The sequence below is a fragment of the Maribellus comscasis genome (assembly GCF_009762775.1).
GTDB lineage: Bacteria > Bacteroidota > Bacteroidia > Bacteroidales > Prolixibacteraceae > Draconibacterium > Draconibacterium comscasis.
Window position 1 is genome coordinate 5,548,008 of the sequence record NZ_CP046401.1, and the last position, 26,546, is coordinate 5,574,553.

Annotated in this window: 21 protein-coding genes, 1 tRNA gene and 1 riboswitch; of the genes, 6 read left to right on the plus strand and 16 right to left on the minus strand. The window is 38.0% G+C overall.

Features of this window, described 5'->3' with window-relative positions; all coding sequences use genetic code 11:
• Positions 1–94: 94 nt before the first annotated feature.
• From GM418_RS22420 to GM418_RS22455, 8 genes are all read right to left on the minus strand, one after another.
• Positions 95–2,545: a TonB-dependent receptor gene (locus tag GM418_RS22420; protein WP_158869448.1), complete on the minus strand. Its 2,451-nt coding sequence runs from the start codon at positions 2,543–2,545 to the stop codon at positions 95–97.
• A gap of 42 nt (positions 2,546–2,587) precedes the next feature.
• Positions 2,588–2,686, minus strand: a riboswitch (TPP riboswitch).
• Positions 2,687–2,735: 49 nt separating this feature from the next.
• Positions 2,736–3,470 carry an ion transporter gene (locus GM418_RS22425; protein ID WP_158869449.1) on the minus strand — a complete coding sequence of 245 codons (735 nt, stop codon included), beginning with the start codon at positions 3,468–3,470 and terminating at the stop codon, positions 2,736–2,738.
• Positions 3,463–3,879, minus strand: coding sequence for an acyl-CoA thioesterase (locus tag GM418_RS22430; protein ID WP_158869450.1), 417 nt, complete (start codon positions 3,877–3,879; stop codon positions 3,463–3,465). Before GM418_RS22430 ends, GM418_RS22425 begins: the two co-directional genes overlap by 8 nt.
• Before the next feature lie 3 nt (positions 3,880–3,882).
• Positions 3,883–4,962 (minus strand): glycosyltransferase family 2 protein, encoded by a 1,080-nt coding sequence (locus GM418_RS22435; protein WP_158869451.1) that lies wholly within the window; start codon positions 4,960–4,962, stop codon positions 3,883–3,885.
• A 9-nt stretch (positions 4,963–4,971) separates the two neighbouring features.
• Complete coding sequence (locus tag GM418_RS22440; RefSeq protein WP_158869452.1) at positions 4,972–5,448, minus strand: hypothetical protein; 477 nt, start codon at positions 5,446–5,448, stop codon at positions 4,972–4,974.
• Between the two features lie 153 nt (positions 5,449–5,601).
• Positions 5,602–6,399, minus strand: a complete 798-nt coding sequence (locus tag GM418_RS22445) for an inositol monophosphatase family protein (protein ID WP_158869453.1) — start codon at positions 6,397–6,399, stop codon at positions 5,602–5,604.
• Between the two features lie 32 nt (positions 6,400–6,431).
• Positions 6,432–7,736: a tRNA (N(6)-L-threonylcarbamoyladenosine(37)-C(2))-methylthiotransferase MtaB gene (gene mtaB / locus GM418_RS22450; protein WP_158869454.1), complete on the minus strand. Its 1,305-nt coding sequence runs from the start codon at positions 7,734–7,736 to the stop codon at positions 6,432–6,434.
• A 66-nt stretch (positions 7,737–7,802) separates the two neighbouring features.
• The gene (locus GM418_RS22455; protein ID WP_158869455.1) at positions 7,803–9,137 is read right to left on the minus strand and encodes a PhoH family protein; all 1,335 of its coding nucleotides are present in this window, start codon (positions 9,135–9,137) and stop codon (positions 7,803–7,805) included.
• Between the two features lie 104 nt (positions 9,138–9,241).
• On the opposite strand from GM418_RS22455, the gene GM418_RS22460 reads away from it, so the two are divergent.
• On the plus strand, positions 9,242–10,537 hold the full coding sequence (locus GM418_RS22460) for a bifunctional folylpolyglutamate synthase/dihydrofolate synthase (RefSeq protein WP_158869456.1): 1,296 nt from the start codon (positions 9,242–9,244) through the stop codon (positions 10,535–10,537).
• A gap of 100 nt (positions 10,538–10,637) precedes the next feature.
• Positions 10,638–10,712 (plus strand) — tRNA-Val (locus tag GM418_RS22465).
• 334 nt (positions 10,713–11,046) lie between these two features.
• Here GM418_RS22465 and GM418_RS22470 read toward each other — a convergent pair.
• Complete coding sequence (locus tag GM418_RS22470; protein WP_158869457.1) at positions 11,047–11,343, minus strand: hypothetical protein; 297 nt, start codon at positions 11,341–11,343, stop codon at positions 11,047–11,049.
• 127 nt (positions 11,344–11,470) lie between these two features.
• On the minus strand, positions 11,471–13,357 hold the full coding sequence (locus GM418_RS22475; protein WP_158869458.1) for a C1 family peptidase: 1,887 nt from the start codon (positions 13,355–13,357) through the stop codon (positions 11,471–11,473).
• Between the two features lie 897 nt (positions 13,358–14,254).
• Here GM418_RS22475 and GM418_RS22480 point away from each other — a divergent pair.
• A complete protein-coding gene (locus GM418_RS22480) occupies positions 14,255–15,661 on the plus strand; it encodes a Gfo/Idh/MocA family protein (RefSeq protein WP_158869459.1) in 1,407 nt (468 codons plus the stop codon).
• 23 nt (positions 15,662–15,684) lie between these two features.
• The gene (locus GM418_RS22485) at positions 15,685–16,626 is read left to right on the plus strand and encodes a sugar phosphate isomerase/epimerase family protein (RefSeq protein WP_158869460.1); all 942 of its coding nucleotides are present in this window, start codon (positions 15,685–15,687) and stop codon (positions 16,624–16,626) included.
• Between the two features lie 79 nt (positions 16,627–16,705).
• Here GM418_RS22485 and GM418_RS22490 read toward each other — a convergent pair whose 3' ends face one another.
• Entirely contained in the window at positions 16,706–18,499 is a 1,794-nt protein-coding gene (locus GM418_RS22490; RefSeq protein ID WP_158869461.1) for a glycoside hydrolase family 15 protein, read from the minus strand.
• A 1-nt stretch (position 18,500) separates the two neighbouring features.
• Here GM418_RS22490 and GM418_RS22495 point away from each other — a divergent pair, with 1 nt between their 5' ends.
• Positions 18,501–20,780 carry a bifunctional alpha,alpha-trehalose-phosphate synthase (UDP-forming)/trehalose-phosphatase gene (locus tag GM418_RS22495; RefSeq protein ID WP_246222762.1) on the plus strand — a complete coding sequence of 760 codons (2,280 nt, stop codon included), beginning with the start codon at positions 18,501–18,503 and terminating at the stop codon, positions 20,778–20,780.
• Positions 20,781–20,919: 139 nt separating this feature from the next.
• Positions 20,920–21,348, plus strand: a complete 429-nt coding sequence (locus tag GM418_RS22500) for a hypothetical protein (protein WP_158869462.1) — start codon at positions 20,920–20,922, stop codon at positions 21,346–21,348.
• Positions 21,349–21,410: 62 nt separating this feature from the next.
• On the opposite strand, the gene GM418_RS22505 is transcribed toward GM418_RS22500, so the two are convergent.
• The 5 genes from GM418_RS22505 to GM418_RS22525 all read right to left on the minus strand — a co-directional run bounded on the left by GM418_RS22505 (position 21,411) and on the right by GM418_RS22525 (position 26,545).
• Positions 21,411–22,682 carry a hypothetical protein gene (locus GM418_RS22505; RefSeq protein ID WP_158869463.1) on the minus strand — a complete coding sequence of 424 codons (1,272 nt, stop codon included), beginning with the start codon at positions 22,680–22,682 and terminating at the stop codon, positions 21,411–21,413.
• Between the two features lie 79 nt (positions 22,683–22,761).
• Entirely contained in the window at positions 22,762–23,991 is a 1,230-nt protein-coding gene (gene hydF, locus GM418_RS22510) for a [FeFe] hydrogenase H-cluster maturation GTPase HydF (protein WP_158869464.1), read from the minus strand.
• 96 nt (positions 23,992–24,087) lie between these two features.
• Positions 24,088–24,408: a hypothetical protein gene (locus GM418_RS22515; RefSeq protein ID WP_158869465.1), complete on the minus strand. Its 321-nt coding sequence runs from the start codon at positions 24,406–24,408 to the stop codon at positions 24,088–24,090.
• Between the two features lie 188 nt (positions 24,409–24,596).
• A complete protein-coding gene (locus tag GM418_RS22520; protein ID WP_158869466.1) occupies positions 24,597–24,956 on the minus strand; it encodes a hypothetical protein in 360 nt (119 codons plus the stop codon).
• 191 nt (positions 24,957–25,147) lie between these two features.
• Complete coding sequence (locus GM418_RS22525) at positions 25,148–26,545, minus strand: aspartate ammonia-lyase (RefSeq protein WP_217447566.1); 1,398 nt, start codon at positions 26,543–26,545, stop codon at positions 25,148–25,150.
• Position 26,546: the final 1 nt, after the last annotated feature.

The window sequence follows — 26,546 nt, forward strand, 5'->3', positions numbered from 1 at the left end:
AGTTTATCCATTCAGGAAAGCTTTGTATCTGCTTTGCGTTTCTTTCGTTTATTTTTCTCTGAAGTTCGCAAAGCAGACACAAAAAATCAGCAAGCTAGAATTTAAAATCAACACCTATCATATAGTTGGTGCCGGCCTGCGTAAAATAGCCATCCATTTCATATCGTTCCCCTCCTAAAATATAGGAATAGACCCATGCATTTGATTCATATTTTTCACTAAACAGATTGTTTATCATTAAATGCAAAACTATTTCGTTAAATAAACCGGTGTTAAAACTATAGTCCATTTTCAGGTTATTTACAAAATAGGCATCCAGAGCGCGTTTGTCGCTCGATGTATTGTCAATGTACTGTTTCCCGATATAAGTAGAGATAAAACTGATATTAATATTGTCAGCTGGTGAAAAAGCAAATTGGCTGTTTCCGGTAAGTTTCGGAGAGAAAGCAAGATCTGTCGTTCCCAGGTTAAAGGCCTGCTGGCCTCCATTATCCCAATCATCCACATATTCCGTAAAATTTTTTATTTTATTCCGGCTGAATGTAGCATTGCCACTCCACTGAATATTTGGTGAAATTTTCCAACCGGTTTGTAGTTCAATACCTGTACGGTAGCTTTTATCTACGTTTACCATAATCCCGGATCCAACGTCGTTAATCTCACCGGTTAAAACCAACTGGTCTTTATAATTCATATAATAAAAATTGGCGCTGGCTGTAAAGTTTGACGATTGAACAGAATAGCCGGCTTCCCAGTCACGAAGTGTTTCATAAACCGGCTGTTTTCCGTTTGGATCGGCGTCTACATAATTACTGCGGTTGGGTTCGCGGTGAGCAACAGCATAAGAAAAATAGGCCTTCTGATTGGATTCCGGCTGAAGAAATATCCCAAACTTTGGATTAAAGAAGTTGAAGTCGTGTTCCTGTGTAATGTCCCTTAAATCATCATCTATTCCTTCAATAGTATAATTGATCTTTCTGTATTGTAAATCGGTAAAAAGATTTAGCATATCGCCCAGTTGAATGTTATATTTTCCATAAATGTTAAAGTCTTTTTTTAACCCCTTACTTTTATACCATTTCAAATCGTCGCTGTTTATATCCACTTCGCCTAAATATTGGGCCCATATTATTTTACCAAAATGGTCTCCGTCATAGGTATTCCATCCTCCGCCTAATGTGAAATTGCTGATATTCCCATTGTAATTTAAAGCATAAACAAAACCATAAAAATCATTATCCAGCCATTTGCGGTTCACTAAATCTGTTGCTTCAATTGTTTCCTCTCCAACCACAGGATAGGGGAGCTGGTAATCGGCAAAATCTTCACCCGGTTCATAATTTTCATAATATCCGCGGCCGTACCTGTAGTGTAATCCTGTATTCAGATGAAAGTTTTCATTAAACTGATGTGAAAAATGCAGGTGATAATAGTCCTGCTGGTAGTGGTCTACCTGATTTTCGTAAGTGTAGTAGTTGTAAGTCCTGCTGTTTGAGTTAATCATTTCCTCGGTTTGCTTTTCTGAATAAAGCCAGTGGTCAGCATAACGTTGCATGCCTTCCATGTCGTTATTTAATCGCACCGAGGGAACTCCCCACCATGATTGATAAGTTTCTTCAAACCCGGAAAAAATATTCAATTTCAGGACTGATTTTTCAGTATAATAACCACCTGATAAAAAGAATGATTTTAAGTCGGAAAAAGCACGGTCAATAAAACCGTCGGACGAAACTTTTGAAAGACGGGCATCAAAGGTAAATTTTCCATTTATCAAACCGGTTCCTGCGGAAATAGTGTTTTTGAAGGTATTAAAAGAACCATAAGCGGTTCGGTATTCCGCATAGGCATCTTTCTGAAGAGTGTTGGTCTGCAAATCAATGGTTCCTCCAAACGCAGCTGCCCCGTTTGCAGAAGTTCCCACACCACGCTGAATCTGAACATTTTCAAGCGAAGATGCCAGGTCGGGAATATCAACAAACCAGGTGCCGTGAGATTCAGCTTCAGAAATCGGAATCCCGTCGATGCTAACATTTATCCGGTTTAAGTCGGTTCCACGAATACGGAAGTTGGTGTAGCCTACTCCGGCTCCGGCGTCAGACGTTGCGACAAATGACGGGGTAAGCTGAAGCAGATAAGGAATATCCTGCCCCAGATTTTTACTTTCCAGCTCTTCCTGTGTAACATTACTGTAGGTCATCGGGGTTTTTTCTTTCGCGCGGGTGGCAGAAATCAGAATTTCATCTGTTAAAACCACGTCGGGCTGTAATTCAATAAGAATGTCTTTGTTTCCGTTCAGATTTACCTGAACTTCTTTGGTCTCAAATCCGATAAAAGAAACTTTGAGATGATACGTTCCCTTTTTTAAGTTTCGGAACAAAAAACTACCATCTTCATTTGTGGAAACACCATAAAAAGTGTTTTTAATAACAACGCTTGCCCCGGCAAGCGGTTCCTCATTTCCTTTTACAACGCCATACAATGTGAACTGTGCGAATGTTGCAAATGCGATCAACTGCATCAGTAGCAGTAAACTTACTTTTCTCATGTTAAAACTTAATTTGGTTAAAAACTAACCAATGGAGCGGGACGAATCCCTTTTTGCCCTCCCTCCGCCGGTACTAACCGGATCAGGTTCTGTGGGTATGATCTCAGCCCTAAATATTTTTAGGCACCCCATTGCATAAATATCGGGTCAAAATTAAAAAGCTTTTTTGAATTCCGCAAAAGAAGAAGACTTATTCCTGTTTTTTTTGATTTTTTTCGTCACGGGTTTTGGTAAGCGCAGAGGCAATCAAACCGGTTGGTACAGCAACGATTCCCAGGCCGATAAAAAGCATTACTGAAGTAAAAATTTTTCCGCCTACGGTAACCGGATAGATATCGCCGTAACCAACTGTTGTTAGTGTTGCCACTGCCCACCACAAACTGTGAAATATGGAGGCGAATACCTCGGGTTGTACCGGGTTTTCAAAATAATAAATTCCTATAGATGAAAGAAAAAGAAGAAAAGACGAGAGAATCATAAAGAGAACCAATTCTTCTTTGATTGACATAAAGGCCCGGGCCATGTGTTGAATTGCTTTGCTGTAACGTAGAATTTTAAAAACGCGGAATAAGCGAAACAGGCGAAAAATTCGGATCGACCTTAAATCAACACCAAAAGTGAGATAAAAAGGCAAAATCGCCATTAAATCCACGAGTCCGTAAAAACTAAAAATGAATTTAAGCTTCTTGTCTGAAACAAACAAACGAAGCAAATATTCAATGGTGAAAATAATAACCGAGGTAATTTCAAAAATGCGCAGAAACCGGTAAAATTCTTCTTCCTGGTTGGGAATGGTTTCCAACGAAAAGGAAATGAGCGAGAGTACAATTAATACCTGAATGGAAAGATCAAACCATCGCCCCTCGGGAGTTTGGTTATCTTCAATAATAATTCGAAGTTTTTCTTTCCAATTTATTTTATTCATTCACCAGATATTTTTCAAAAGCCTCCCGGTGTTTATCGCTTAAACGAGTAGGTTTCATTGTCGCCATATTGATGAATAGTCCCTTTTGCCAGGCCGACGCACAAAGTTCATCTTTCTCGTTGTAAAACCGAAACTCCAGGATTGCCGAGGCATTGTTTAGTTTTGATACCCAGGTTTCTATACGAACCGAGTTGTATATAAAAAACGGCTTTTTATATAAAATGTTCGTTTCAGTTAAAATAGGAACAATTCCTTCTGTTTTTGTAAGGTCTGTGACAGGAATTCCCATTGCTTCCAGTAATCTTACCCTTCCGTTTTCTAACCATTGAATGTAAATGATGTTGTTTACATGTCCAACGATATCAATTTGATAGGTGTATACTTTTTCTTCGTAAACCAGTTTTTTCATCGTCTAAATATGTCTGACTTTTGTTTCTGTACTGTTTTGTCCGAGTTGTGATTCAAAATTCAGTTCAGAAAATTTTCTTTTTCTTTGAATAAAAAACTTCCACATGATGCTTTTGTTATAAACTTCATCGTGGTCTTTTACAATCATTTGCTGCTGAACCATTTTTCTTTTTCTGATAAGTTTTGGAAGCCCTTTATAAAAAGCGATATGCGCTTTAGAAACAGCCCAAAATTCGCGGAAATTAAAACCGGCAATAAATTTGATTGCCGCCACTCCGTCCAAAACCATACGCGAAAAGAATATTCGTTTGAATTTGTATTTCGGGAGATTTTTAAACATCATCCAAAGATTGTTTCTGAAATTCAGGTATATTTTTTTCGGACTTCCATAGGAAAGTGTTCCTCCTCCCAAATGGAAAACCACACTTTCAGGCTGGTACCACACTTCGTAACCTAAATTTTTGAGTCGCCAGCACAAGTCGATTTCTTCCATGTGTGCCCAAAAATCAGCATCCAAACCACCTGCTTTTTCAAATGCTTCCGCTTTTATAAACATACACGCACCACTGGCCCAAAAAATGGGAGTAGCTGAGTCGTATTGCCCAAGATCGGCTTCCATTTGGTTGAGGATGCGGCCCCGGCAAAACGGATATCCGTATTTATCAATAAAGCCACCTCCTGCTCCGGCATATTCAAATAAATGCGGTTTTTCAAAACTTAATATTTTAGGCTGGATTGCCGCAATTTTTGGATTTTTTTCAAACAACAGAATACATTTACTTATCCAGTTAGGAGTAACTTCTACATCGGAATTCAGCAAAATAAAAACATCAGCCTCAATTTGTTGCAGCGCCAAATTATATCCTTTGGCAAAACCATAATTTTCAATTAACGGAATAATTTTTACCGATGGAAAGTTTGTTTTTAAAAGTTCAATTGAATTGTCAGTGGAGCAATTGTCAGCCACATACAATTCCACATTTTCATCGGTGGAATTTTTAATTACAGAAGGAAGAAATTTTTCAAAAAGAGCAGCTCCGTTCCAGTTTAAAATTACAATGGCAACTTTTTTTATCTGAGTCATTTATAAATTTTAAGTAGTAAGGAGTTTCGCAATGATTAACGCCAGGTTCTCCTTTTCCAATTTTTCAAGAATAATGGCAATTTTTTCTGTCTTTTCCGGATCTTCCGATTTTTGCAGTGCTTCAATTTCTTTCACCTGTTTCCCTGTCAGTTCATCCTGAAGCAGCTCCCATACTTTTTCCTGTTCTTTTTTGTTTTCAGGTAATCCCAGGCTTTCCAGCTCCGCCACGGTTGCCCTTAAAATTTCGTCGGCCTGCATACGTACCGGATCTTTGTCTTTTGTTTTTCCGGCAGCAGCTGTATCGCGCAGGCTCCAGCTTGAGTAATCGTAATGTAAATCCTTAATCATTTTTATTTTGGAACTGTCTTTGCCAAAAATACGTTCCAAAAAAATCAATGTATGATTTTTCCAGGCTTCGAGGTCGAAATTTTTTTCATCGAGCCGGGTGATTTGTTCTTTTAAAAGGGCAATTTCTTTTTCGGCCATTGTTTGATTTATTATTGATGGCTGCAATTTACAAAATCTACGTAAAAAAGTTAGATTTTACCGTTTTAAACCAACTGCTTCAAAGGATTTACTTTGTAACACAAAATATAAATCTCTGTTCTGTAAAGCTGGAAAAGGAACACTGCCAAAAAGTTATTTTTTGCCCAGAAATTTGTTGATAATTTTGAAAAATTCAGAGAAGTAGTTGTTGCTGGCTGCGATGATTTCCCCTCCAAAAAGCCAATTATCCCCTCCGTTAAAATCGGTGATTTTTCCGCCGGCCTGTTGTAAAATAAAAACACCGGCAGCCACATCCCAGGCATGCAGTGCATGTTCATAAAAAGCATCGAACCGTCCGGCAGCCACATAACAAAGATCTACAGCTGCTGAACCTAGACGCCTTATTCCACGTGTGTTTTTCATCAGTTCTTTTAGGGCTTGGATGTACAATTCTGTTTTTTCAAAATCATAATACGGAAAACCGGTGGCAATTAAAGTATCTTCCGATTTTTTTGCTACAGCTACTTTTATTTCTTTTTCGTTACAATACGCCGGACTTCCTTCCCAGGCGTAAAAAAGTTCATTGTGGGCAACATCAAAAACCACTCCCAAAACCATTTTATTGTTCTCCGAAAGTCCGATACTTACAGAGTAGGGCGGGACTCCGTGAATGTAATTTGTTGTTCCATCCAGTGGATCAACAAACCATTTGTATTTTTCATTGGATGCATCGGCTGTGCCTTCTTCTGCCACAAAACCAGCGGCAGGAATCAACTGGCGCAGCGCTTCAACGATTTGTTTTTCTGCATTTTTGTCTACATAGGTAACCAGACTGGCTACACTTTTTAACTCTACATCGTCAGATGAGACTTTCTCGCGTTCATTGCGAATAAATGTACCTGCTGTTTTTGCAATTTCCTGAACCTGAAAACAAAGCTCTTTATAATCCATATCTTTTTGGTTTGAGGTAAAATTAATTAAAATTACTCCTTTACTTCAACAGCAACATGACCGTTGGAAAGAATTGATTTTAATTTTACTTTTTTGAGCTGGTTGACAAACTCATCATGGTACGGCGTTTCTACTTTTATGTAATTTTCGGTAAACCCCGACATGTTTTCATCGTTTTTTTGCGACTCGAAAAGAACGGTTTGCTCGGAACTCAAATTTTTTTCATAAAATGCCCGCAGCTTTTTCTCGGAAAGATTAATGTACATTTGCGTTCTGCGTTTCCGGTCTTCCACGTCCACCACCCACGGAATTTTTAATGCCTGGGTGCCGCTTCGTTCGGAATAGGTAAATGCGTGTAACTGTGAAATTTCGAGGCCGTTAATAAAATCATAGGATTCCTGAAACAATTCCTCCGTTTCACCGTTTGTGCCCGAAATTACATCAACACCAATAAATGCATGAGGCACAATTTCACGTATTTTATGAATCCTGCGAGCAAACAATTCAGTAGAATATTTTCTTTTCATTAACGACAAAACTTCATCGGAACCCGCTTGCAAGGGAATATGAAAATGTGGCATAATTGTATTTGATTGTGCCACCAGTTCGATAATTTCATCTTTTAAAAGATTGGGCTCGATGGATCCCAATCGCAAGCGTTCCAAACCTTCTACTTTTTCCAATGCTTTTAGCAGGTCAAGGAAATTTTCTCCGCTTGACTTACCAAAATCACCAATATTTACACCAGTCAGTATAATCTCTTTAAATCCTTTTGCCACCGATTTTTTTGCTTCTGCAACTGTGTTTTCAATGGTGTCGTTACGGCTGCGTCCCCGGGCATACGGAATGGTGCAGAATGAACAATAATAATCGCATCCATCCTGAATTTTTAGAAAACTACGGGTGCGATCGCCCCACGAAAATGCTTTATGATAGCTTTTTATATTGGCCAGACGAGTGGTCTGAATTTCGGTTTTCTCTTTTTTCTTAAGATTTCCTAAATAGGCCGGAACGTGAAATTTTTCCTGTGTTCCCAACACCAAATCCACGCCTTCAATATGACCGATTTCTTCCGGTTTTAGCTGTGCGTAGCAACCCACAACAATTACCATGGCATCCGGGTTTTTTTTGATTGCCCTGCGGATTATGTTGCGGCTTTCTTTATCTCCCTGATTTGTAACCGAACAAGTGTTAATTACATACACATCTGCTTTTTCTTTGAAATCAACACGATCAAAACCAACTTCCCGGAAACCTCCAGCAATTGTTGAGGTTTCAGAAAAATTTAATTTGCAGCCGAGTGTATAAAAAGCAGCCTTCTTCCCCTTGTAATCCATCCCTTTAAAATTGAATCATTCTAAATAAAGTGCAAAGGTAGAAAAAAGCTGCTTACAGCAAAGCGGTTACAATAAGTTGCTTGCCAATTCTGCCAGATAACTGCGCTCGCCTTTTAAAAGGTTTATATGAGCAAATATATCCTGATTCTTTAGCCGGTCGGTCATATATGCCAGGCCGTTTGATTTCATATCGAGGTAAGGCGAGTCGATTTGTTGTAAATCGCCGGTAAATATCATTTTTGTTCCTTCTCCCGCACGTGTAATAATGGTTTTTATTTCGTGTGGAGTCAGGTTTTGTGCTTCGTCGATAATAAAATACGAGTTTGAAAGACTTCGTCCGCGAATATAAGCCAGCGGCGTAATTACCAGTCTTTCTTCTTTTTGCAGTTCTTCTATTTTTTGATATTCCTGACTGCGGGGATTAAATACATGTTTTATCACTCCGAGATTGTCAAAAAGAGGCTGCATGTAAGGGTTTATTTTTTCTGATGCGTCTCCCGGCAGAAATCCCAAATCGCGGTTACTTAAGGCAACAATCGGCCGCGCCAGCAAAATCTGGTCAAAACTTTTGTGCATTTCGATGGCTGCCGCTAAAGCAAGAAGTGTTTTGCCCGTTCCCGCTTTTCCGGTTAAAGCAATTAGTTTTATTTCCGGATCCATCAATACATTTAAACTAAATGTTTGTTCGGCATTTCTGGGTTTAATTCCATATGCTGTTTTCTTTTCTACCCTGAAAATTCTATCTGCCTTTGCATCGTAACGGGCCAAAACACTTGAATTGTTGCCTTTAAAAATAAAACACTCATTGGCTTCCGGCTTAAATTCACTTTTGATTTCTTCGATAGCAAACGAGCCTTGTTCATACAATAAGTCAATCAGTCGGTCGTCAAAATTCTCCAGCGTAGTTATTGTTTTGTCGAGGACATTTTCATCAGTAACCTGGTCGGTTTTGTAATCTTCCGACTGAATTCCCAGTGATTTGGCTTTCATCCGCAAGTTAATATCCTTACTCACAAGAATTGTTTTTCTGTCTGGATATGTTTTAGATGCATAATCGGCAATAGCCAAAATGCGGTGGTCGGGAATATCTTCACGGAAGGAGGCTTTTAATTCATCGGAAAATGGCTTTCCTGTTTCAATTCGCAGTTTTCCCTTTCCTTTTCCCAGGGTTTTCCCTCCGTTAAATAACTCATCTCCTACGATTTCATCCAGCAGACGGGTGAATTCCCGGGCCTGAAAATTGATGAGATCATTGCCTCTTTTAAATTTATCCAGTTCTTCTAAAACAGTTATTGGGAGTAGAATGTCGTTGTCCTGAAACTGGTAAATGCAGGTGTGGTCGTGTAAAATTACATTTGTGTCTAAAATGAAAATTTTACTCTTGCTATTTGCGTTCAACATACTTTGGATTATGAATTTTTTAAATGTAGAAAAATTCGACAGATTTATATTTGACCAATCTTATTTTTAATAAACTTGCAACGGTTAATAAATTTATTTTAACGTTGAAATATACAGAAACACTCAATTATTTATATACGATGTTGCCGATGTACCAGCGAACCGGTCCGGCAGCATACAAAGACAATCTGGATAATACCATTTTGTTGGACAATTATTATGAAAATCCCCATGAAAAATTTAGAACCATTCATGTAGCCGGAACAAACGGCAAGGGTTCTGTGTCGCATATGCTGGCTGCAGTTTTTCAGAAAGCCGGTTACAAAACCGGATTGTATACTTCTCCTCACTTAAAAGATTTCAGAGAAAGAATTCGGATTAACGGAGTAATGATTCCGAAAAATGAGATTGTTCAGTGGGTGGAGAATTTTAGAATCAACAATGAGTTGTGGAAAATTGAGCCTTCTTTTTTTGAACTGACGGTGGCTTTGGCATTTGACTATTTTGCACGTGGAAAGGTAGATATTGCGATTGTGGAAGTAGGTCTTGGCGGCCGGCTCGATTCAACAAATATTATCAGGCCTGAAGTGAGTGTGATAACCAATATTGGTCTTGACCATGTTGCACTTTTGGGAGATTCAATTGAAAAAATTGCTGCAGAAAAAGGCGGGATAATAAAGCCTGGTGTCCCGGTTGTGGTTGGAAAAAAACAAAAAGAAACAGGTCCTGTTTTTATGGATATTGCAACGAAAACAGGTTCAGAAATATTTTTTGCCGATCAGGAATATAAAATTCCTTATTCAATGCAGGATTTAAGTGGAAAACAAGTGATGAAAGTTGAAAAGAATGGCGGAATGTTTTTTGAACAATTAAAACTGGATTTGCTTGGACTGTATCAGCTGGAGAATTTACCGGCAGTTTTGAAAACGATTGAACTGATGCAACAAAAAGGGTGGCTGCTTTCCGATGAAAATATTCTTGACGGTTTGTCTGATGCTGCTCAATTGACTGGCTTAATGGGGCGCTGGCAAATTATTGGCGCAAATCCTAAAATGGTGTGCGATACAGCTCATAATGCCGATGGAATTTCACAGATTGTTCGACAAATTGAACAAACGCCATTTGAGAATTTGCATATCGTATTTGGAATGGTAAATGATAAAGAACCTGAAAAAGTTTTGTCGCTACTTCCCCAAAATGCGACTTTTTATTTTACCAAAGCAAATATTCCGCGCGCTTTGGATGAAAAAGTTTTAAAGGCGAAGGCTTTAAAATTCGGATTTAAGGGTGAAAGTTATTCTTCAGTGTTTGAGGCGCTTAATCAGGCACAAAAAAAAGCCGGAGAAAATGACTTAATTTACGTGGGAGGGAGTACGTTTGTTGTTGCAGAAATTTTATAGCTATTTTTTTCTATTTTTTTTGCAGAACTGAAAATAGGTTTTATATTTGCAACGCTTTTCCGAAAGGGAGGCGCGTTCAGAGAAACAGACAATATATTTTGGGAGCATAGCTCAGCTGGTTCAGAGCACCTGCCTTACAAGCAGGGGGTCACTGGTTCGAATCCAGTTGTTCCCACTTAAAAACCAAGAAGTTACAAGTTAGCTGTCTTGGTTTTTTTGTCTATTTGCACAAAATTTGCACAATATGTGCTTTCAAAACAACCTTTCGCTTTTCTTTATTTCTAATTATTATTTGAAATTTAAAAGAGGGGGAGTACAATTTTCAAAAACGTTTCCCATACATCCAGACAGAGTGAAAAGGGTATAATAACAGTTCATACTCCTTTTTTCTTATTTATTATTGGTGTATTTTATTGTTAAATATAAAATTTAAGCAATAGATCGATTCTAAATAATGAATTGAATTATCAAAAAGATATAATTGGAAAGCGATGACTAAAAAAATAGAACTAGAAAACAGTCACTTCAATAGTTTTTTCTTTTGCATTACTGTTTGTGTCCCAATCTTTATATCCTATTTTTATGGCACCACTTCCGGATGAATTTGCTTTGATGTGAAAGATACTTTCAAAAGTGCCTTCCTGTTCTGGGTAATCCGTTTTGAGTAAAATGAGATTTTCCGGAAGATGTATAAATGCCTCCAGGTTAAGATGTGGCGGGACAACAGCAACACTGTAATTCTCCAGGGTAAATTCATCTCCTGTTTTAAGATTTATTTGGTCTGTATTTTCAGCTAAAAATTTCATTATTTTAAAAATTGGAATTAGTGAGTTTAAGATACAACTATTTTGGTTTGCTGAGCCATCAGTAAAATTGTTTTTTATTGATATATTAAAAAACAGGCCGGAAGATTTCTCCCGGCCCGTTGATTTATCAGACATAGAACAGTAACTCAATTTTTGCCCAGGAATATTTTTCTACAAAACCTACATTGTCTGAAATAACGTGCCACCACAAGTCGGCATATTTTCCGCCACCGGTTTGCAGCGTATCCAGATTATAAGTCCACGACGAGGGGACCATAATTCCCCGTTTGTATTTGTATCTTGTGCCGTCGTTATTCAAAACTTCAAGATAAGAAATTTCAAGCTGGTTGTTGGATTCCAAATGCATAATTGCTTTGTATGGGCGATTGGTCGTTGTTTTTCCAACAACAACGGCAAAATTAAGCTTACTTGATGGAATACCTGCATCATTAATTGAATAACTGTTAATTCTGCTTGCTGTCAGGTATTTCATATCATACAATATGCAAACTTTGGCGCCATTTCTAGGAACGAGATAATTAACACCCGGTTTAACAGCTTCCCACCAGAAGTCTGCATCATTCGATGTTTCGCGACCACTGTCGATGTCGCATAAATAAGTACCACGAACAACCAAGCCGCTGCGTTTCAGATGAACAGTTCCGTTTGCATTGTATACCACCAGGTTTTTTAGGTAGAGGTTGTATCCTGCATAGGCTTCGCAAACTGCGTATCTTCCTTTTGAGGTTTTAAAGGCAATAATGGCAGCACGCAATCTGGTTCTGCTGATTTTGGAATAGGAATAGGGTGCCCGCAAAAGTCTTCCCGGAACACTTTGTGGTTCAAAAGGTACGGGTTGTTTAACCACAAATCCATATTTGAAGTAGGTACGAATGTAATCGTAACTCAAATAGGCATAACCGGAATGTCCCCATCCTGGTCCCCAACTATTTTTAACAATAAAGTAGTTTTGGATTTTATTGTAGCCAACAACAAGCATGGCGTGCCCCCCTTGATAAATTGGATTTCCGTTTGAAAATCTGGGATCCAGAATGCCGTCATTATCGGTGTCCTGCCAGGCAACCCACGTACCGATTACAATGTTATAACCCTGGTAAAGCAGCGATTCCAGATAACGGGTGTTTTTAATACTCTCTCCGGTAAGCCCGTTGTCCTGAATAATTTTGTAATATTTAATTCCGTATGTTTGATTTCCTGTTGCATCCGATGACGGGCCGTAAGTTCCGGCACTTATTAAACTATTTATTTGAGACTGGTTACACAGATAGGGCCACTCTGATTCCAGGCAAATTTTTCCATCGCTCCGGGCGAGATATTTTGCTGCATCAGTAGTTTTTAATCCCTGATCCTGACTGTGAGGCCGACCTATAAATTCATTGAATTTGTAATGAAGATATTGTTCCGAAAGATCATCCGGAATATGATCAAACGCTTCCAAAACCCCGCAAGAAGCATGGGCAACGCAGGTACCCCGAGAGCACTGGTTTTTAACGGGCGATTGGTCGCTTCGGTGATCAATTGTAGAAGGTAATCCCATTGATTCTGACTCTACAATATTTAAGTCGGTTGGTGCCTCCAGTGTATCCTGTGCATAATAAGACTTAAATTTTACGGTATCATCATTAATTAATTTTTCACTTTTCTGATCTTCTTCATCCAATTCAGGATCAAAATCAAAATCTTCCGGATGAATTAAAGTGACTTCAAAGGTTTCATAGTCTTTGTTTTCGTCACGTTTCTCGTCGATCTTTTTTAGCAGGTCGTCGTCTTCAATTTCATTGGCTTCCAGTTTTTCTATCGCATCGTTGCTTAAATCTAAATCTTCATCAAGCAATTCTGCCATATTTTGATGGGTTTTTGCATGAACTTTAAACTTCACTTCTTTTTTTTCGGTTGTAAACCACTTTTGCACTTCATTTTCGGTAACCGAAACAATGCGTTGTTTTAACACTGTAGCTTGTTCTTTTGTGAACTTTTTAAATTCGTTTTTCATGTAGTTAATTTTAATTTAATGGTTGGAATTTTTTAAAATTTTAATCGATTAGTTCGTTAACAATCATTTTCAGTAAGCCCGAGTGGTATTTTTTACTTGAAAAAATGAATAGTTAATTTTGAGGAGCTGATTTATTTGCTTCTGATTCATAGATTGGTTGATAATTTAGTTTCCTAATTATGGCACGGCCATAGTTCATAAGTTTGTCATAATTGTATAAAAATTCTATAGTTTGGTCTCTTTTAGGTTGTTATGGTTTATAATCATGTAATAAGTTACGACTTTTAGATTTAAACTACAAAGTGTATCTTGCTTAAAAAAGAGTTTATTGTCTGAAAAGCAGCAGTCCTTTTGTTTTAGTTGAATGGTTTTAAATAGAAGTGTTTTGTGATTTTGCTTTTACTTTAATCCGCGTCGTTATTTTGAGTTTGCATATCAACTCTGTATTCTTTTACCCGGTGTGATTTCTTGTTTCAATTATATGTGTAATTTATTCTTTTTGAAGTGTCATCGTAAATAATACACTACCTTATGTTAATAAGTTTGAGACAAAGGATTAAATTAATTGCAGTTTCTTTTTTATTATTGAAGTACCCTTATTTTTTATCTTTTTTATTCCTTAAAACGAAATTACAGGGTAGCTTTTTGCTGCCCTGATTTTTATTTGAATAAGTGTTATGTGACAGCTCATGAATAAAACTGAAAATTTGAGGTTAAACCTTTTACAATTCATAAAGTCATAAAAATACGTTTATTCCTGCATAAATAAACGAATGTTACTTATTCAATAACTTAATTAATAAATTATTTTTGTTTGTTTTGCAATCGACATTGTGTAAAGAGAAATCCTTACATTCGAATTTTAAATTCTAATTAATGAACTAAAAACTAAGGTTTATGGAAGAAACTTCAAAAAATCAACTAAATCGTAGAAGATTTTTAGGTTTGTCCGCGTTGGGTTTAACCGGTTTAACTGTTTTACCAAGCTGGACAATGAATGGTATCAAAATAGCTCCAAGTGACAGAGTTGTACTTGGTTATATTGGCTGTGGTCAACAGGCACTTTCCGATTTTAGAGGATTTAGCAGTGTTCCTGGTGTTCAGGTTGTTGCTTGTTGCGACGTTGATAGTATGAAACAACAGCGTTTCAAAAAAACGGTTGAAGAATGGCAAAAAGGACAGGGGGTTTCACCTCGGTGCGATATGTACGAACAGTATGAAGAATTACTGGAAAGAAGAGACATTGATGCAGTTGAAGTTGTAACTCCCGACCATTGGCATGCCTTACAAACAATCCACGCATGTCAGGCGGGAAAAGATGTATATGTTCAAAAGCCATTGTCTTTTACCATTACTGAGGCTCAGAAAATGGTAAGAGTTGCCAACGATAACAAGCGTGTTGTTCAGGTAGGTAGTCAGCAAAGATCAAGTGGTGAGTTCCAGAAAGCTATTGAATTGGTTCAAAACGGTGCTATTGGCCACATCGATAAGATTTATGCCAAAGTGGGTGATCCACCAAACCCATTGGATCTTCCTGAAGAGCCAATTCCGGGTAACCTCAATTTTAATTTATGGATGGGGCCATTAAACGATCCGAAAATTCATTACCATCCGGATCTTTGCCCTCCAATTTCTTTGGATCCGCCGGAAAGAGAGAAGTTGTGGGGTGCATGGCGCTGGTATCTTGAAACCGGAAATGGTTATACCGCCGACTGGGGTGCACACATGTTTGACATTGCTCAGGCTGCTATTGGTATGGATGGCTCTGGACCAGCTGAAATTATTCCCAAAGGATACAACGGAGCAGAATATTTGACATTCAAATATTTAAATGGTATTGTAATGACTGAACAGCCTTATTTGGAAGACATGCCCAAAGCTCAGGGAATTAAATTTATTGGAGATAAAGGCTGGATAGAAGTCGCACGTGGATATCTTGGATGTTCCGACTCTTCGCTTGTTCCTGAAAATCTGGCTGGAAGAAGGCCCCGAAACCTCACTCCTGAAGAACGGAAGAGAATGTATGAAGAAATGCAGAAAGCTCAGGCAAAAGGAAGCGGCAGCTTTGAAATTAGTGCACCTCATATGGAAAATTTTATCGATGCAGTTCGTTCAAGGCAAAAGCCAATTGCTCCAATTGAAGTTGGTGCCAGTACTGCTGTTCTTTGTTGTTTGGGTAATATGGCAACCGAACTGAAACGTACGGTAAAATGGAATCCTGCTACTCAAAGTTTTGGCGAAGATAAAGAAGCATGGAATCACCGTTTATATCACTATGATTACAGAGGTTCATATAAATTGTAATACAACTAACCAATAAAATAATTATGGAGACAAAAAGAGAATTTTTAAAGAAACTTGGGCTTCTCACAGTTGGAGGAGTGGTAGGAGGTGCGATGGCTCCGGCTACAGCATCAAATTCCAAAGGTAATTTGTTTGCCCCAAAAAAAGTTGTGGGTTTACAGTTGTATTCTCTTGGAAGAGAATTAACTGAAGATGTTCCCAATGGATTAAAGAAAGTTGTTGAAATCGGATATAGCAGAGCCGAGGCTGCCAGCTACCGTGAAAGAAAAATGTATGGCTATGACGTACCCGAATTTAAAAAAGTAGCCAATGATGCCGGTCTGGAAATTACGGGCTCGCATGTAAATCCCCCGGTTCGTAAATATACCAGGGATAACATGGGCGAAATTGCTGATTTTTGGAAAACAACCGTAGAAGACCATGCAAAACTTGGGGTTAATACCTTGGTTCAACCAGGGATGCCGCAAATTGAAAACCATGATGATGCCGCTATTGTATGCGAAGTTTTTAACAAAGCCGGTGAAATTGCAAAAGATGCCGGAATCAGATGGGGATACCATAATCACAACCACGAATTTGAAAGGGTGGTAAAAGAAGAAGATAAAGCCAAGCAACGTAATCCTTGGATGCCGGTTGGCGACGTAGTTTACGATTTGATGCTTGAAGGGACAGACCCAAGCCTGGTTTTCTTTGAAATGGATGTATACTGGACTGTTATGGGACAGAATGATCCGCTGGAATATTTCGAAAAATATGCAGGAAGGTTCCCGGTTTTACATATTAAAGACCGCTCAGTTCTTGGACAATCGGGTATGATGAATTTTAAAAATATTTTCACAAAAGCCTACGAAAACGGGCTTGATGAATATTTTGTTGAATTGGAAGGAATCAAAGCCGGTATGACTCAGTTTGAAGGAGTAAAAGAATGTTTTGATTATTTGAACAAAGCTTCCTTTGTAAAATAGGAGGATTGCACAAAAAAACGATAAAAAAAACAGGTATTCCTAAAATACCTGTTTTTTTATGTCTGATACCGAAATGTATTTAAAATTTTGTTTTCAAATGTATATCCTTTGAAAACAACATTGCTGTTTCTATCAGAGCCAGGTGAGAATAGGCCTGCGGGAAATTCCCTAACAATCTTTTGGTCTCAAAATCAATATCTTCGCTAAATAATCCCAAGTGATTACTATAAGATAATAATTGATCAAAAAGTTTTTGTGCTTCTTCTTCTTCACCAATTTTAAAAAGAGCCTGAATCATCCAAAACGTACATATAGTAAAAGATGATGACGGGAGTCCAAAGTCATCTTCGTTTCTGTAACGGTACATAAGTCCGTTCTTTGAGAGCTCTTTTTGTGTTGCTTTTACTGTACTGATATATCTTTCATCGGAAGCTTCAATAAAGCCAAATGATTCCATCAAAAGTGTTGAAGCATCCAAATCTTTGTTTCCATACGTTTGTGTAAAAGCCTGTTTGTCCTCGTTCCACGCTTTTTCAAAAATATCGTCATGAATGGTGTTTTTTAACCTCGTCCATGGCTTAATATATTCCTCTCTTTTGGTAAGCTTTGCAACTTTAATTCCTCGGTCAACAGCCACCCAGCAAAGTAGTTTTGAGAAGGTAAAATGTCTTTGTTCATTTCTTATTTCCCAAATCCCGCGATCCGGTTTTCTCCAGTTATTTTTTACAATCCGGACAATACTCCTGGTAATGGTCCACAATTCTTCACTGTTTTCCAACGACACATCAAAGAGACTAAATTGCTGATAGATTACATCCATCAAAATCCCGTAAATGTCGTGCTGTTTTTGTTTGTAGGCCGCATTTCCAATGCGTACCGGAGCACTACCTTCATATCCGGAAAAATGTGTAAGAATTCGTTCTTTTAAATTCTTCTCTTTATTGATACCATACATAATCTGGATTTTTTCATCCTTGTCAGATACAACATCAATAATAAAGTTCAGAAAACGGCTGGCGCTGCGCCAATGTCCTAACTTAGTCATTACTTTAATCACCATCGATGAGTCGCGGAGCCAGCAAAAACGGTAATCCCAATTGCGTATTTCACCAATTGTTTCGGGAAGCGATGTTGTTGCAGCAGCCAAAACTGCACCTGTTTTGTCATAGCTTAGTAATTTTAAAACAAGGGCGCTACGCAGTATTTCGTCGTTATAGTGACTAAAACGGTGTGTTTCTTCCGACCAGTTCAGCCAGTAAACCTTTGTTCGTTGTAATTTTAAATAAGCTCGTGCCTGCGTTTGGGGTAAAAGTTTTTGGTTATAACTAATCAGAAAAAAAAGGTCGCTTTTCATGGTTACTTCTTCGCTGTTTACAACCTTCTTTTTGTCCAAATTTGTATACAAATAAAGTGAATCATACGGCCCTTTTACTGTTTTACTTTTTATAAATTCAGGCTGAATTTGTGTTTTTGTCGGTTTTTCGCCGTATTCCAATTTAGGCTCATATTTAATTCTGAATGTCGGCGTTCCCGATTTCCACTTAAAATACCGAATATAATCAGGGGGAGAATAAATATGATCTCCGCCATTCCGGTAATGATACCTGGGCATAAAATCGATGATTTCAAAAGTATCAGTACCATTTGTAAAACGAGTAACAAGTATATTGGTTTTGGGTAAATATTTCTGATCTGTTGAATAACTTTTGTCTACGATAACTTCAAAACTTCCACCTTTTTCTTTATCAAGCAGTGACGAAAAAACCGATGCGGAGTCAAATAAAGGGAGGCAAAGCCATTCTGTTGCACCATTTTTTGATATTAACGCCGCACTTTTTCCATTCCCTACTATTCCGTAATCTAAATTTATCATTATGAAAACTAAATTAATTTTGTGGTTCGACTTATTTTCCGTATTATCCCTCGAAAACAAATATAAAAAAACTATGAAGCGTTTTCTAATTATTTCAAATAGATTACCAGTGCAGATCGCCATTTCCGACGATAATATAGATGTAACTCCAAGTGTGGGAGGACTGGCTACCGGGATGCAGTCAGTTAGTAAATCCTTTAAAAGCAGTTGGATAGGTTGGTCGGGAGTAGAGGCCCAAAACCTTAGCTCCGAACAACAAAAGAAAGTTGATAACGCCCTGGCAAAAGAAAACTGTATTGATGTAAATTTAACAGAAGAAGAGGTTGAATTATATTATGAAGGATTCAGCAATAAAACCATTTGGCCCTTATTCCATTATTTTAGTCAGTTTGTTGAATATGAGGAAGATCAGTGGCAGGCCTACAAGGCGGTGAACCAAAAATTTGCCGATGTTATTGCTGAAAATATGGAAGGAGTGGATAAAATCTGGGTTCATGATTATCATCTTTTACTTCTGCCACAAATGATAAAAGAAAGATTCCCTGAAGTTACCATTGGTTTCTTTTTGCATATTCCCTTTCCATCATACGAGGTATTTCGAATTCTACCCTGGAGAAACGAAATTATAAACGGTATGCTTGGTGCCGATTTACTTGGCTTCCACACTTTTGATTATGAAAGACACTTTATGAGTTCTGTTCGCCGGCTTTTGGGCTATGATATTCAAATCAATGAAATTAGTCTCCCGAGAAGAATTGTAAAAGTAGATAACTTCCCTATGGGAATTGATTATGATAAATTTCACGATGCAGCTATTGCTTCCCAGAAAAAGTCGGTCCGTGATAAATCCGAAGTCAGAAAAGAGCTGGAAAGATATTATCTTCTGTATCCCGAGACCAAATTTATTTTGTCTATCGACAGGCTCGATTACAGTAAAGGCTTGATTAATCGTTTGGAAGCTTTTGAATATTTTTTGCAGGAATACCCCGAGTATCGCGACAAAGTAACCTTGGTTCTTCTTGCGGTACCCTCAAGAGTAGGAGTTGAACAATACCAGCAAATGAAAAGTGAAGTAGACGAAATCGTTGGACGGGTAAACGGTAAATATTCATCGATAAACCGTATGCCAATCTGGTATTTTTATCGGTCCTTGCCTTTTCAAAATTTGGTTGATTTATATAACTATTGCGAGATTGCACTTATAACTCCTATTCGCGACGGTATGAATTTGGTGGCAAAAGAATTTATCGCTTCAAAAACGGATGGGAGGGGAGTGTTGATACTGAGTGAGATGGCCGGTGCTTCAAAAGAGATGAGTGAAGCATTGATTATTAATCCGAATGACAAAGCCCAAATTGCAGCAGCGATTCAAACCGCTATCGAAATGCCGGATGAAGAGCAAATTGAAAGAAATACAATTCTTCAAAAAAGGTTAAAACGTTATAACGTTGAAAAATGGGCAAATGACTTTTTGAATAGTCTGGAAAAAGTGAAAATGAGCGAGGAAATATATCTTGCAAAAAAACTTACAAAAATTGCACAGAAATCGCTTGTGAAAGATATTTGTGGTTCGGATAGCCGGGTTTTCTTTCTTGACTACGACGGAACATTAACCGGCTTTAAGAATAATCCCGGTCATGCAAAACCCGATGAAGCTCTTTACGATTTGCTTGATGAACTTGATGCAAATCCGAAGAATAAAGTAGTTTTAATTAGCGGGCGCGATAAAGATACATTTGAAAAGTGGTTTGGCCACAAACCTTATACACTTATAGTAGAACACGGTGTTTGGGTGAGGTCGCCCGAAAAAACGTGGCAGATGATTGAACCGCTTGACGATTCCTGGAAAGAGAGCATTCGCTCATCGCTGGAGTTTTATGTTGATCGTACACCGGGCTCTTTTATTGAAGAGAAAAATTACAGTTTGGTTTGGCATTACAGAAAATCGGACCCGGAACTGGGAGTGAACAGGGCCATTGAATTGAAAGATGAACTTACAAGTTTAGTGACAAACCTGAATCTGGAAATATTAGAAGGAAACAAAGTAATAGAAATTAAAAACAGAGGTATTAACAAAGGTCGTGCAGCACAAAAGTTACTACACGAATTTCCGGCTGAAAAAATTGTGGCTATCGGAGACGACTGGACAGATGAATTTTTATTTGCAGAAATCCCTGACTCTGCAATAACGATTAAAGTTGGACTTGCAAAGACAATTGCAAAGTACAAGGTGGAAAATGTTACAGAAGTCAGACAGTTGCTAAAAGAATTTTGCTGCTAAAACTTGATTCTATGTGTCAGTTTACAATAGCTTTGACACAAAGTGAATCTGAATTTTGTTTTTAGAAAAAGCGTTTTGAGGTCCGATTAAACTATTGAATTGAATTGCAGTCAAAAAAAAGTTGTTTTAATCGGATGATATGCATAGTAAAATCAATTTTTCAGGACTAATAAAGTGGTTGGGCTCTACAGAAATGTTTGCCCGGCCCTCAAAAAAGCTGCCCGGGAAATGGCTTTTGTTTGAGTTTTATCACGAACCTGAAAATGAATTGATACATATATCCAAAGACCAGCTAAAAGCGGAAAACTTTTTTTGGGAGATTGAGTTTGATGGTAATGAAAATTATAGTCACAATACAAATCTAGATGTTCCGTTAATTTCTAAAATTGTTGACGGGACCTGGAGCCGAACCAGAAATTTTATCACGTTGGTTCATCCGAATAATTTTCGTGACAATGTCGAGTTTCAGTTTGCCATAGAAAGAGAGAATCTAAAATTGTTAAAGAAAGATGCTCTTGGAAGAATTGAGTTTTTTGGCTTTTTTCAGAGGGAATTGGCAAAAGAATAATCAAATAAAAAGGAAATCAGGGCTATAAATTGAGGTGCTTTTTTGTTCCCGGCTGATGTTGATTAAAATCTCATCATTCTTCTTCCGTTTCCAAATCGCGGATTTACTACGTTGTTAAATATGGATCCAAAAGTATAAGTAAGTGTAATTCCTCCATCAACTCTGTAGGCTGTTGCCAGTTCCTGCAGTTGCAAAAGGATGTCAGCCTCAGACAAGTCGCCGGCTACCAACGAGAGTTGATCGCTGATTTTAGCTACCCCGCCGCGGATACTAAATGAAAGTCCTTTTAAGATTCTGATACTGATACTTCCGTCCAGTTCAAGCCTGTATTTCGAAAAATCATTTAAATAATTGGAACCTTCAAGCGAAACATTAATGCCTCCCCATTTTTCCTGTACTTCGTATGCAATTTGTAACTGATGCTTTGGTAGATTTTCTTTTATTTTTTCATAAATCGTGGTGTCGTTATACTGGTTTAACGAGGCACCAATTCCGTATAAAAATCGCAACTGATGATGTGTTGATTCAGCGTAAGGAAATAAATTGTACTCAATTGAAGGGAAAATTTCGACCTGAAATTTATAGTTGTTGAATGTGGAGGTTTGAAGCTCTGTTTTTGCACCAACTGACCAATGTTGCCCCAGGCTTTTAACAATCAGGTTTTCAAATTGCACCTGAACCTTGGTTGCTACATAAGTCGAATCATCATAAATATATTTTGTTTTTGTGTACCGGTGACTGAAATCAAACTCTAGTTTCCATTCAGGAGTAACCTTGTTAGCGTTAAAAGAATTCCAGAAAGTATATTCTTTTAAGGTTTCCTCCCATTCAAAACGAGGTCTGGTTTCCAATTCAAAAACCCAGTTGTTCCACCTGCCAATTACCTCTTCTTCCTGCTGCTTACCGTCGTGTGATATAATTATCTCTTTGTGAATGGGAGTTCTTGCAACATACCGCATTAAACCCATTTTTATCATGTTTGTTCTTCCTTGTCTTTGGTGTTCTCTGGTGTCATCAGGTCTGGATATATATACGAGTGTATCGTTTAATCCTGCAAACTTGTCCTGACCAAAATAGAAATAGGAATATTCTCTGCCACCGCTTCCGGTATTTTGCCTGGTTTCGCGCAAATAAAGCTGTGCTTCTTTGATATCCCTGACATAGTTGACATAAGGGATTTCCCTCCTGATGTGGTTCATGTCACAATAATCACAATCGATAAATAATTTTACTGCATTTTTTCGGAGGCTGTCTTGTGGTTCTGTTGTTTCCTGTGCTTTAAGCACAACAATAGTTAAAGTAAAGGCAAAAATCAGAAAGATTTGTCTTTTCATAAATATAGATTCGGTCAATTAGTAAAGTTTTTTGACGGCGCAGGGATTGAGAGGTTTAATCTAAAGGACTAGTTTTTATTTAGTCTTTATAAACCTCCTTGTAAATGTTTAAAGCAGCAGGAAAGGGTTGTAATGCCCGTTCAAAGATTCCAAGAGAATAGGCGATTGTTAATCCGTAATTTGTAAGCGGAACGCCGGCCTGTTTTGCTTTTATAATTCTTGATAACATTTCGCGGCGGTTCCACATGCAGGCACCACAGTGAATAATCAGCTTGTAATCCGAAATATTTTTAGGAAAGTCGTGTCCCCGAATACTGTCGATTTGAAGTTTTCCACCAACATATTGTGTTAGCCATCTTGGGATTTTTACCGTTCCTATATCTTCGCCGATGGGGTGGTGGGAGCAGGCTTCAGCAATTAGTACCTTGTCTCCTGTCTTAAGTTTGTCGATGCTCATAGCACCTTTTACCATCTCGTTCAGATCTCCCTGAAAACGGGCAAAAAGAATCGAAAATGAGGTCATCGGGATTTGAGCCGGAGTATCCGCTGCTACTTTTAAAAAGGCTTGTGAGTCGGTTACTACCAGCTTAGGCGGTTTATTAAAAAGAGAGAGCGCTTCACGAAGTTCCCTTTCTTTCACAACAGTACAAAATGAGTCGTTATCTAACAAATCGCGGATGCTTTGTACCTGTGGTAAAATCAGCCGGCCTTTGGGAGCCTCTTTGTCAATCGGAACAACAAGTACTGCGGCCTCACCAGGGCCCACCAAATCGGCTAAAATTGTTGGTCGGTTAATAAAATCTGCAGGGGCAGTTTTGAGCAACAATTGTCTTAGCCCGGATATTCCTGTTGATTTTGTTGCTGATGTAAGGGCATATCTAATTTTTACGCTGTCCAGTTGTGATTCGATGTCGATGTTCTCTCCGTGAATGTCACTTTTGTTAAAAACAACGATGAAAGGAATTTCCCGGTTTTTAAATTCTTCAATTAATTGGTGTTCAAACTCGCCCCAATCATTAAAATTGCTCACGATCACTCCCAGGTCGGTCCGGTCAAAAATTTGAAGCGTCTTTTGAATTCTTTTTTCCCCAAGCACTCCCTCATCGTCAATTCCTGCAGTATCGATAAACAAAACCGGGCCTAACGGCAAAAGTTCCATTGGCTTTTCCACAGGGTCGGTTGTTGTGCCTGCAATTTCAGAAACGATGGAAACATCTTGTTGAGTCAATGCATTTAAAATACTTGACTTGCCAGCGTTTCTTCTCCCGAAAATCCCAATGTGCAAACGAAATGTTTTAGGTGCTCTCATGTACAATTTTTGTGAATGGAAAAGTACGAATTCTTCATATTTTAACCATAAAAAAAGGGTGCAATTTGCACCCTTTGAAAAGTAATCAAACAAAGTTTATTTTTTTTCTTCTTTTTTCTTTTCAGAACAACAACTTTTTTCCGAAGCTGCACAACTTTTACCTGATGCAGCACAGCTTTTTTTCTGTGCATCCGTGCAACCCGACGAGGTTTCTGTTTTAGTAACTACAGCTTTTGCTGATTCTTTGCTTTTCTTTTTATCTTTTTTGTCGTCTTCAATTGTTGGTTGTGAATGGTTATCGGTATCTGCAACAAAAGAAATTTCTGTTTTCGATGTGTTTAAAATTTTAGATGAAGCATTTGAAACAGAGACTCCGTAAATTGCAACCAGTGCAAAAATCAGTAATAATTTTTTCATAATCATAATAGTTTAACGATTTGTAATATACTTCTATTGAACTTTTGTTTACAACCTTGAATGTTTTGATTTTTAGTTTGTTGCAAAATACAAAAAATATTGTTTTGTATTTGTTTGCAAAAAAAAAATCACAAAAAAAGCTGTCTCATATGGACAGCTTTTTTACTTGTATATTACAAATTATGTCGTTATTCGGTACCTTCTTCTGATTTTTTCTCTTTACCGGTTTTTGCTTCCGCTGTTTTTACAGCTTTGTCGCCACAACCAGCAGATTTTGCAGATGCAGTACCTACTGCTTTTGGTTTATCACCACAGCCCGCTGATTTTGCAGATGCACTGGCAGTTTTAACTGCTTTGTCTCCGCATCCTGCACTTTTTGTTGCTTTCGCTTCTTTTGCTTTTGTTTCATCACCTTCAGGTGCTTTTTTGTTGTCGTCTGCAACAACCGTTACACTATTATTGTCAACAACAACCATCTTTGCACTTGCTGTTGAAACTGAGATTCCGTAAACTGCAACCAATGCCAGAACAAATAATACCTTTTTCATGATTTTCTAATTTTAAGTTATAAAATATAAACTTTTTAATTCTCAATGTTAATTTAGATTCAATTATAATAAGATTTTTAATTAATACAAAAGAATTAAAAGATATTTTTATGTTTTAATTATAAATTGTTTGTAACTGGTTGTTTTTTAGTTGTTTTTGTAAAAGTTAACGAATTGTTAATAGTTTTATGTTAATTCCCGAGTTTGCAGACGGCTTCCGGTGTAATTAAATGCTCAAATTCTTTTGGTGTCATCACGCCTGATTTTAAAACCGATTCTTTAATGGAAAGGTTTTCCTTTTTTGACAATTGAGCTATTTTACTTGCTTTTTCATAACCAATTTTTGGAATAAGAGCAGTTACAGTAGCGGTTGAACTCTCAACATTCCTCAGACAAACTTTTTCGTTGGCAGTGATACCGGCAACACAATGTTTGTTAAAAACATCGCATATATTTTTTAAAAACAGAAGACTTTCCAACAGTGCATTTGTTATGATTGGCATAAACTGATTCAATTCCAGATTTCCTGAGCTACAGGCCTGAAAGATAATCTGGTCGTTTCCTGCCACTTGTAAAGCAACCTGTGCCACCGCTTCGGGAATAACCGGGTTTATTTTTCCCGGCATAATAGAGGAACCTGCCTGTTTTTGAGGGAGATTGATTTCGCCTAATCCGGCATCCGGGCCAGAGGAAAGCAAACGCAAATCGTTACTTATTTTAAAGAGGTTGGAGGCGTGTGCTTTTAAAATCCCCGATACTTCAACAAAAACATCAGCATTTTGTGTTCCGTCAATGAGGTTTTCGCTTCTGGCCAATCCAATGTTTGTATTTTCACGTAACCTGTCGACTACTCTGAAAATAAATTTTTTAGGGGCTCCCAGTCCGGTTCCGATGGCTGTTCCTCCCAGGTTGACCACTCGTAAACGTTCTTCGCACTTATATATCCGCCATCTGTCGCGGTTAAATGCTTCCGCATATGCACTCATTTCGCGTCCGAGTGTAGTAAGAACAGCATCCTGTAGTTGAGTCCTTCCAATTTTTATGATGTGTGCGAATTCTTTTTCTTTTTGCTGAAAAATTTCCTGTAGCTCAAGTACTTTTTGTTCCAGGTCGCGAAGCAGGCGAATTGCGGCGATTTTCAGTGCTGTAGGATAAGTATCGTTGGTTGACTGGTGAAGGTTAATATCATCGAGAGGTGAAATGATTTGATAATCTCCCGGCTTTTCACCTAAGATTTGCAGCGCCCGGTTGGCAATTACCTCATTTACATTCATATTTGTTGAGGTGCCTGCTCCCCCCTGAAATACATCAACTAAAATATGTTCGTTCAGCAATCCGGCGCTCATTTCCGAACATGCTTTTTCAATGGCTGAAGCTTTATCCTTTGATTCCCAGAAACCAAGTTCGTTATTGATTTGTGTACAAGCCAGTTTTACTTCACCGTATGCACAAATAAATTCAGAAGGCATTTTTCTGTTTGTAATTGGAAAGTTTTCCACTGCGCGCGCTGTATGAATTCCCCAAAGAGCATCAGCGGGTATTTGTTTTTCGCCCAAATAGTCAGATTCTGTTCTAAATTTCGTTAACATA

Bases quoted from the DNA above. Each gene is read 5' to 3' on its own strand.
- GM418_RS22420 (WP_158869448.1), bottom strand. From the start codon at position 2,545: ATGAGAAAAGTAAGTTTACTGCTACTGATGCAGTTGATCGCATTTGCA.
- GM418_RS22425 (WP_158869449.1), bottom strand. From the start codon at position 3,470: ATGAATAAAATAAATTGGAAAGAAAAACTTCGAATTATTATTGAAGAT.
- GM418_RS22430 (WP_158869450.1), bottom strand. From the start codon at position 3,879: ATGAAAAAACTGGTTTACGAAGAAAAAGTATACACCTATCAAATTGAT.
- GM418_RS22435 (WP_158869451.1), bottom strand. From the start codon at position 4,962: ATGACTCAGATAAAAAAAGTTGCCATTGTAATTTTAAACTGGAACGGA.
- GM418_RS22440 (WP_158869452.1), bottom strand. From the start codon at position 5,448: ATGGCCGAAAAAGAAATTGCCCTTTTAAAAGAACAAATCACCCGGCTC.
- GM418_RS22445 (WP_158869453.1), bottom strand. From the start codon at position 6,399: ATGGATTATAAAGAGCTTTGTTTTCAGGTTCAGGAAATTGCAAAAACA.
- mtaB (WP_158869454.1), bottom strand. From the start codon at position 7,736: ATGGATTACAAGGGGAAGAAGGCTGCTTTTTATACACTCGGCTGCAAA.
- GM418_RS22455 (WP_158869455.1), bottom strand. From the start codon at position 9,137: ATGTTGAACGCAAATAGCAAGAGTAAAATTTTCATTTTAGACACAAAT.
- GM418_RS22470 (WP_158869457.1), bottom strand. From the start codon at position 11,343: ATGAAATTTTTAGCTGAAAATACAGACCAAATAAATCTTAAAACAGGA.
- GM418_RS22475 (WP_158869458.1), bottom strand. From the start codon at position 13,357: ATGAAAAACGAATTTAAAAAGTTCACAAAAGAACAAGCTACAGTGTTA.
- GM418_RS22480 (WP_158869459.1), top strand. From the start codon at position 14,255: ATGGAAGAAACTTCAAAAAATCAACTAAATCGTAGAAGATTTTTAGGT.
- GM418_RS22485 (WP_158869460.1), top strand. From the start codon at position 15,685: ATGGAGACAAAAAGAGAATTTTTAAAGAAACTTGGGCTTCTCACAGTT.
- GM418_RS22490 (WP_158869461.1), bottom strand. From the start codon at position 18,499: ATGATAAATTTAGATTACGGAATAGTAGGGAATGGAAAAAGTGCGGCG.
- GM418_RS22495 (WP_246222762.1), top strand. From the start codon at position 18,501: ATGAAAACTAAATTAATTTTGTGGTTCGACTTATTTTCCGTATTATCC.
- GM418_RS22500 (WP_158869462.1), top strand. From the start codon at position 20,920: ATGCATAGTAAAATCAATTTTTCAGGACTAATAAAGTGGTTGGGCTCT.
- GM418_RS22505 (WP_158869463.1), bottom strand. From the start codon at position 22,682: ATGAAAAGACAAATCTTTCTGATTTTTGCCTTTACTTTAACTATTGTT.
- hydF (WP_158869464.1), bottom strand. From the start codon at position 23,991: ATGAGAGCACCTAAAACATTTCGTTTGCACATTGGGATTTTCGGGAGA.
- GM418_RS22515 (WP_158869465.1), bottom strand. From the start codon at position 24,408: ATGAAAAAATTATTACTGATTTTTGCACTGGTTGCAATTTACGGAGTC.
- GM418_RS22520 (WP_158869466.1), bottom strand. From the start codon at position 24,956: ATGAAAAAGGTATTATTTGTTCTGGCATTGGTTGCAGTTTACGGAATC.
- GM418_RS22525 (WP_217447566.1), bottom strand. From the start codon at position 26,545: ATGTTAACGAAATTTAGAACAGAATCTGACTATTTGGGCGAAAAACAA.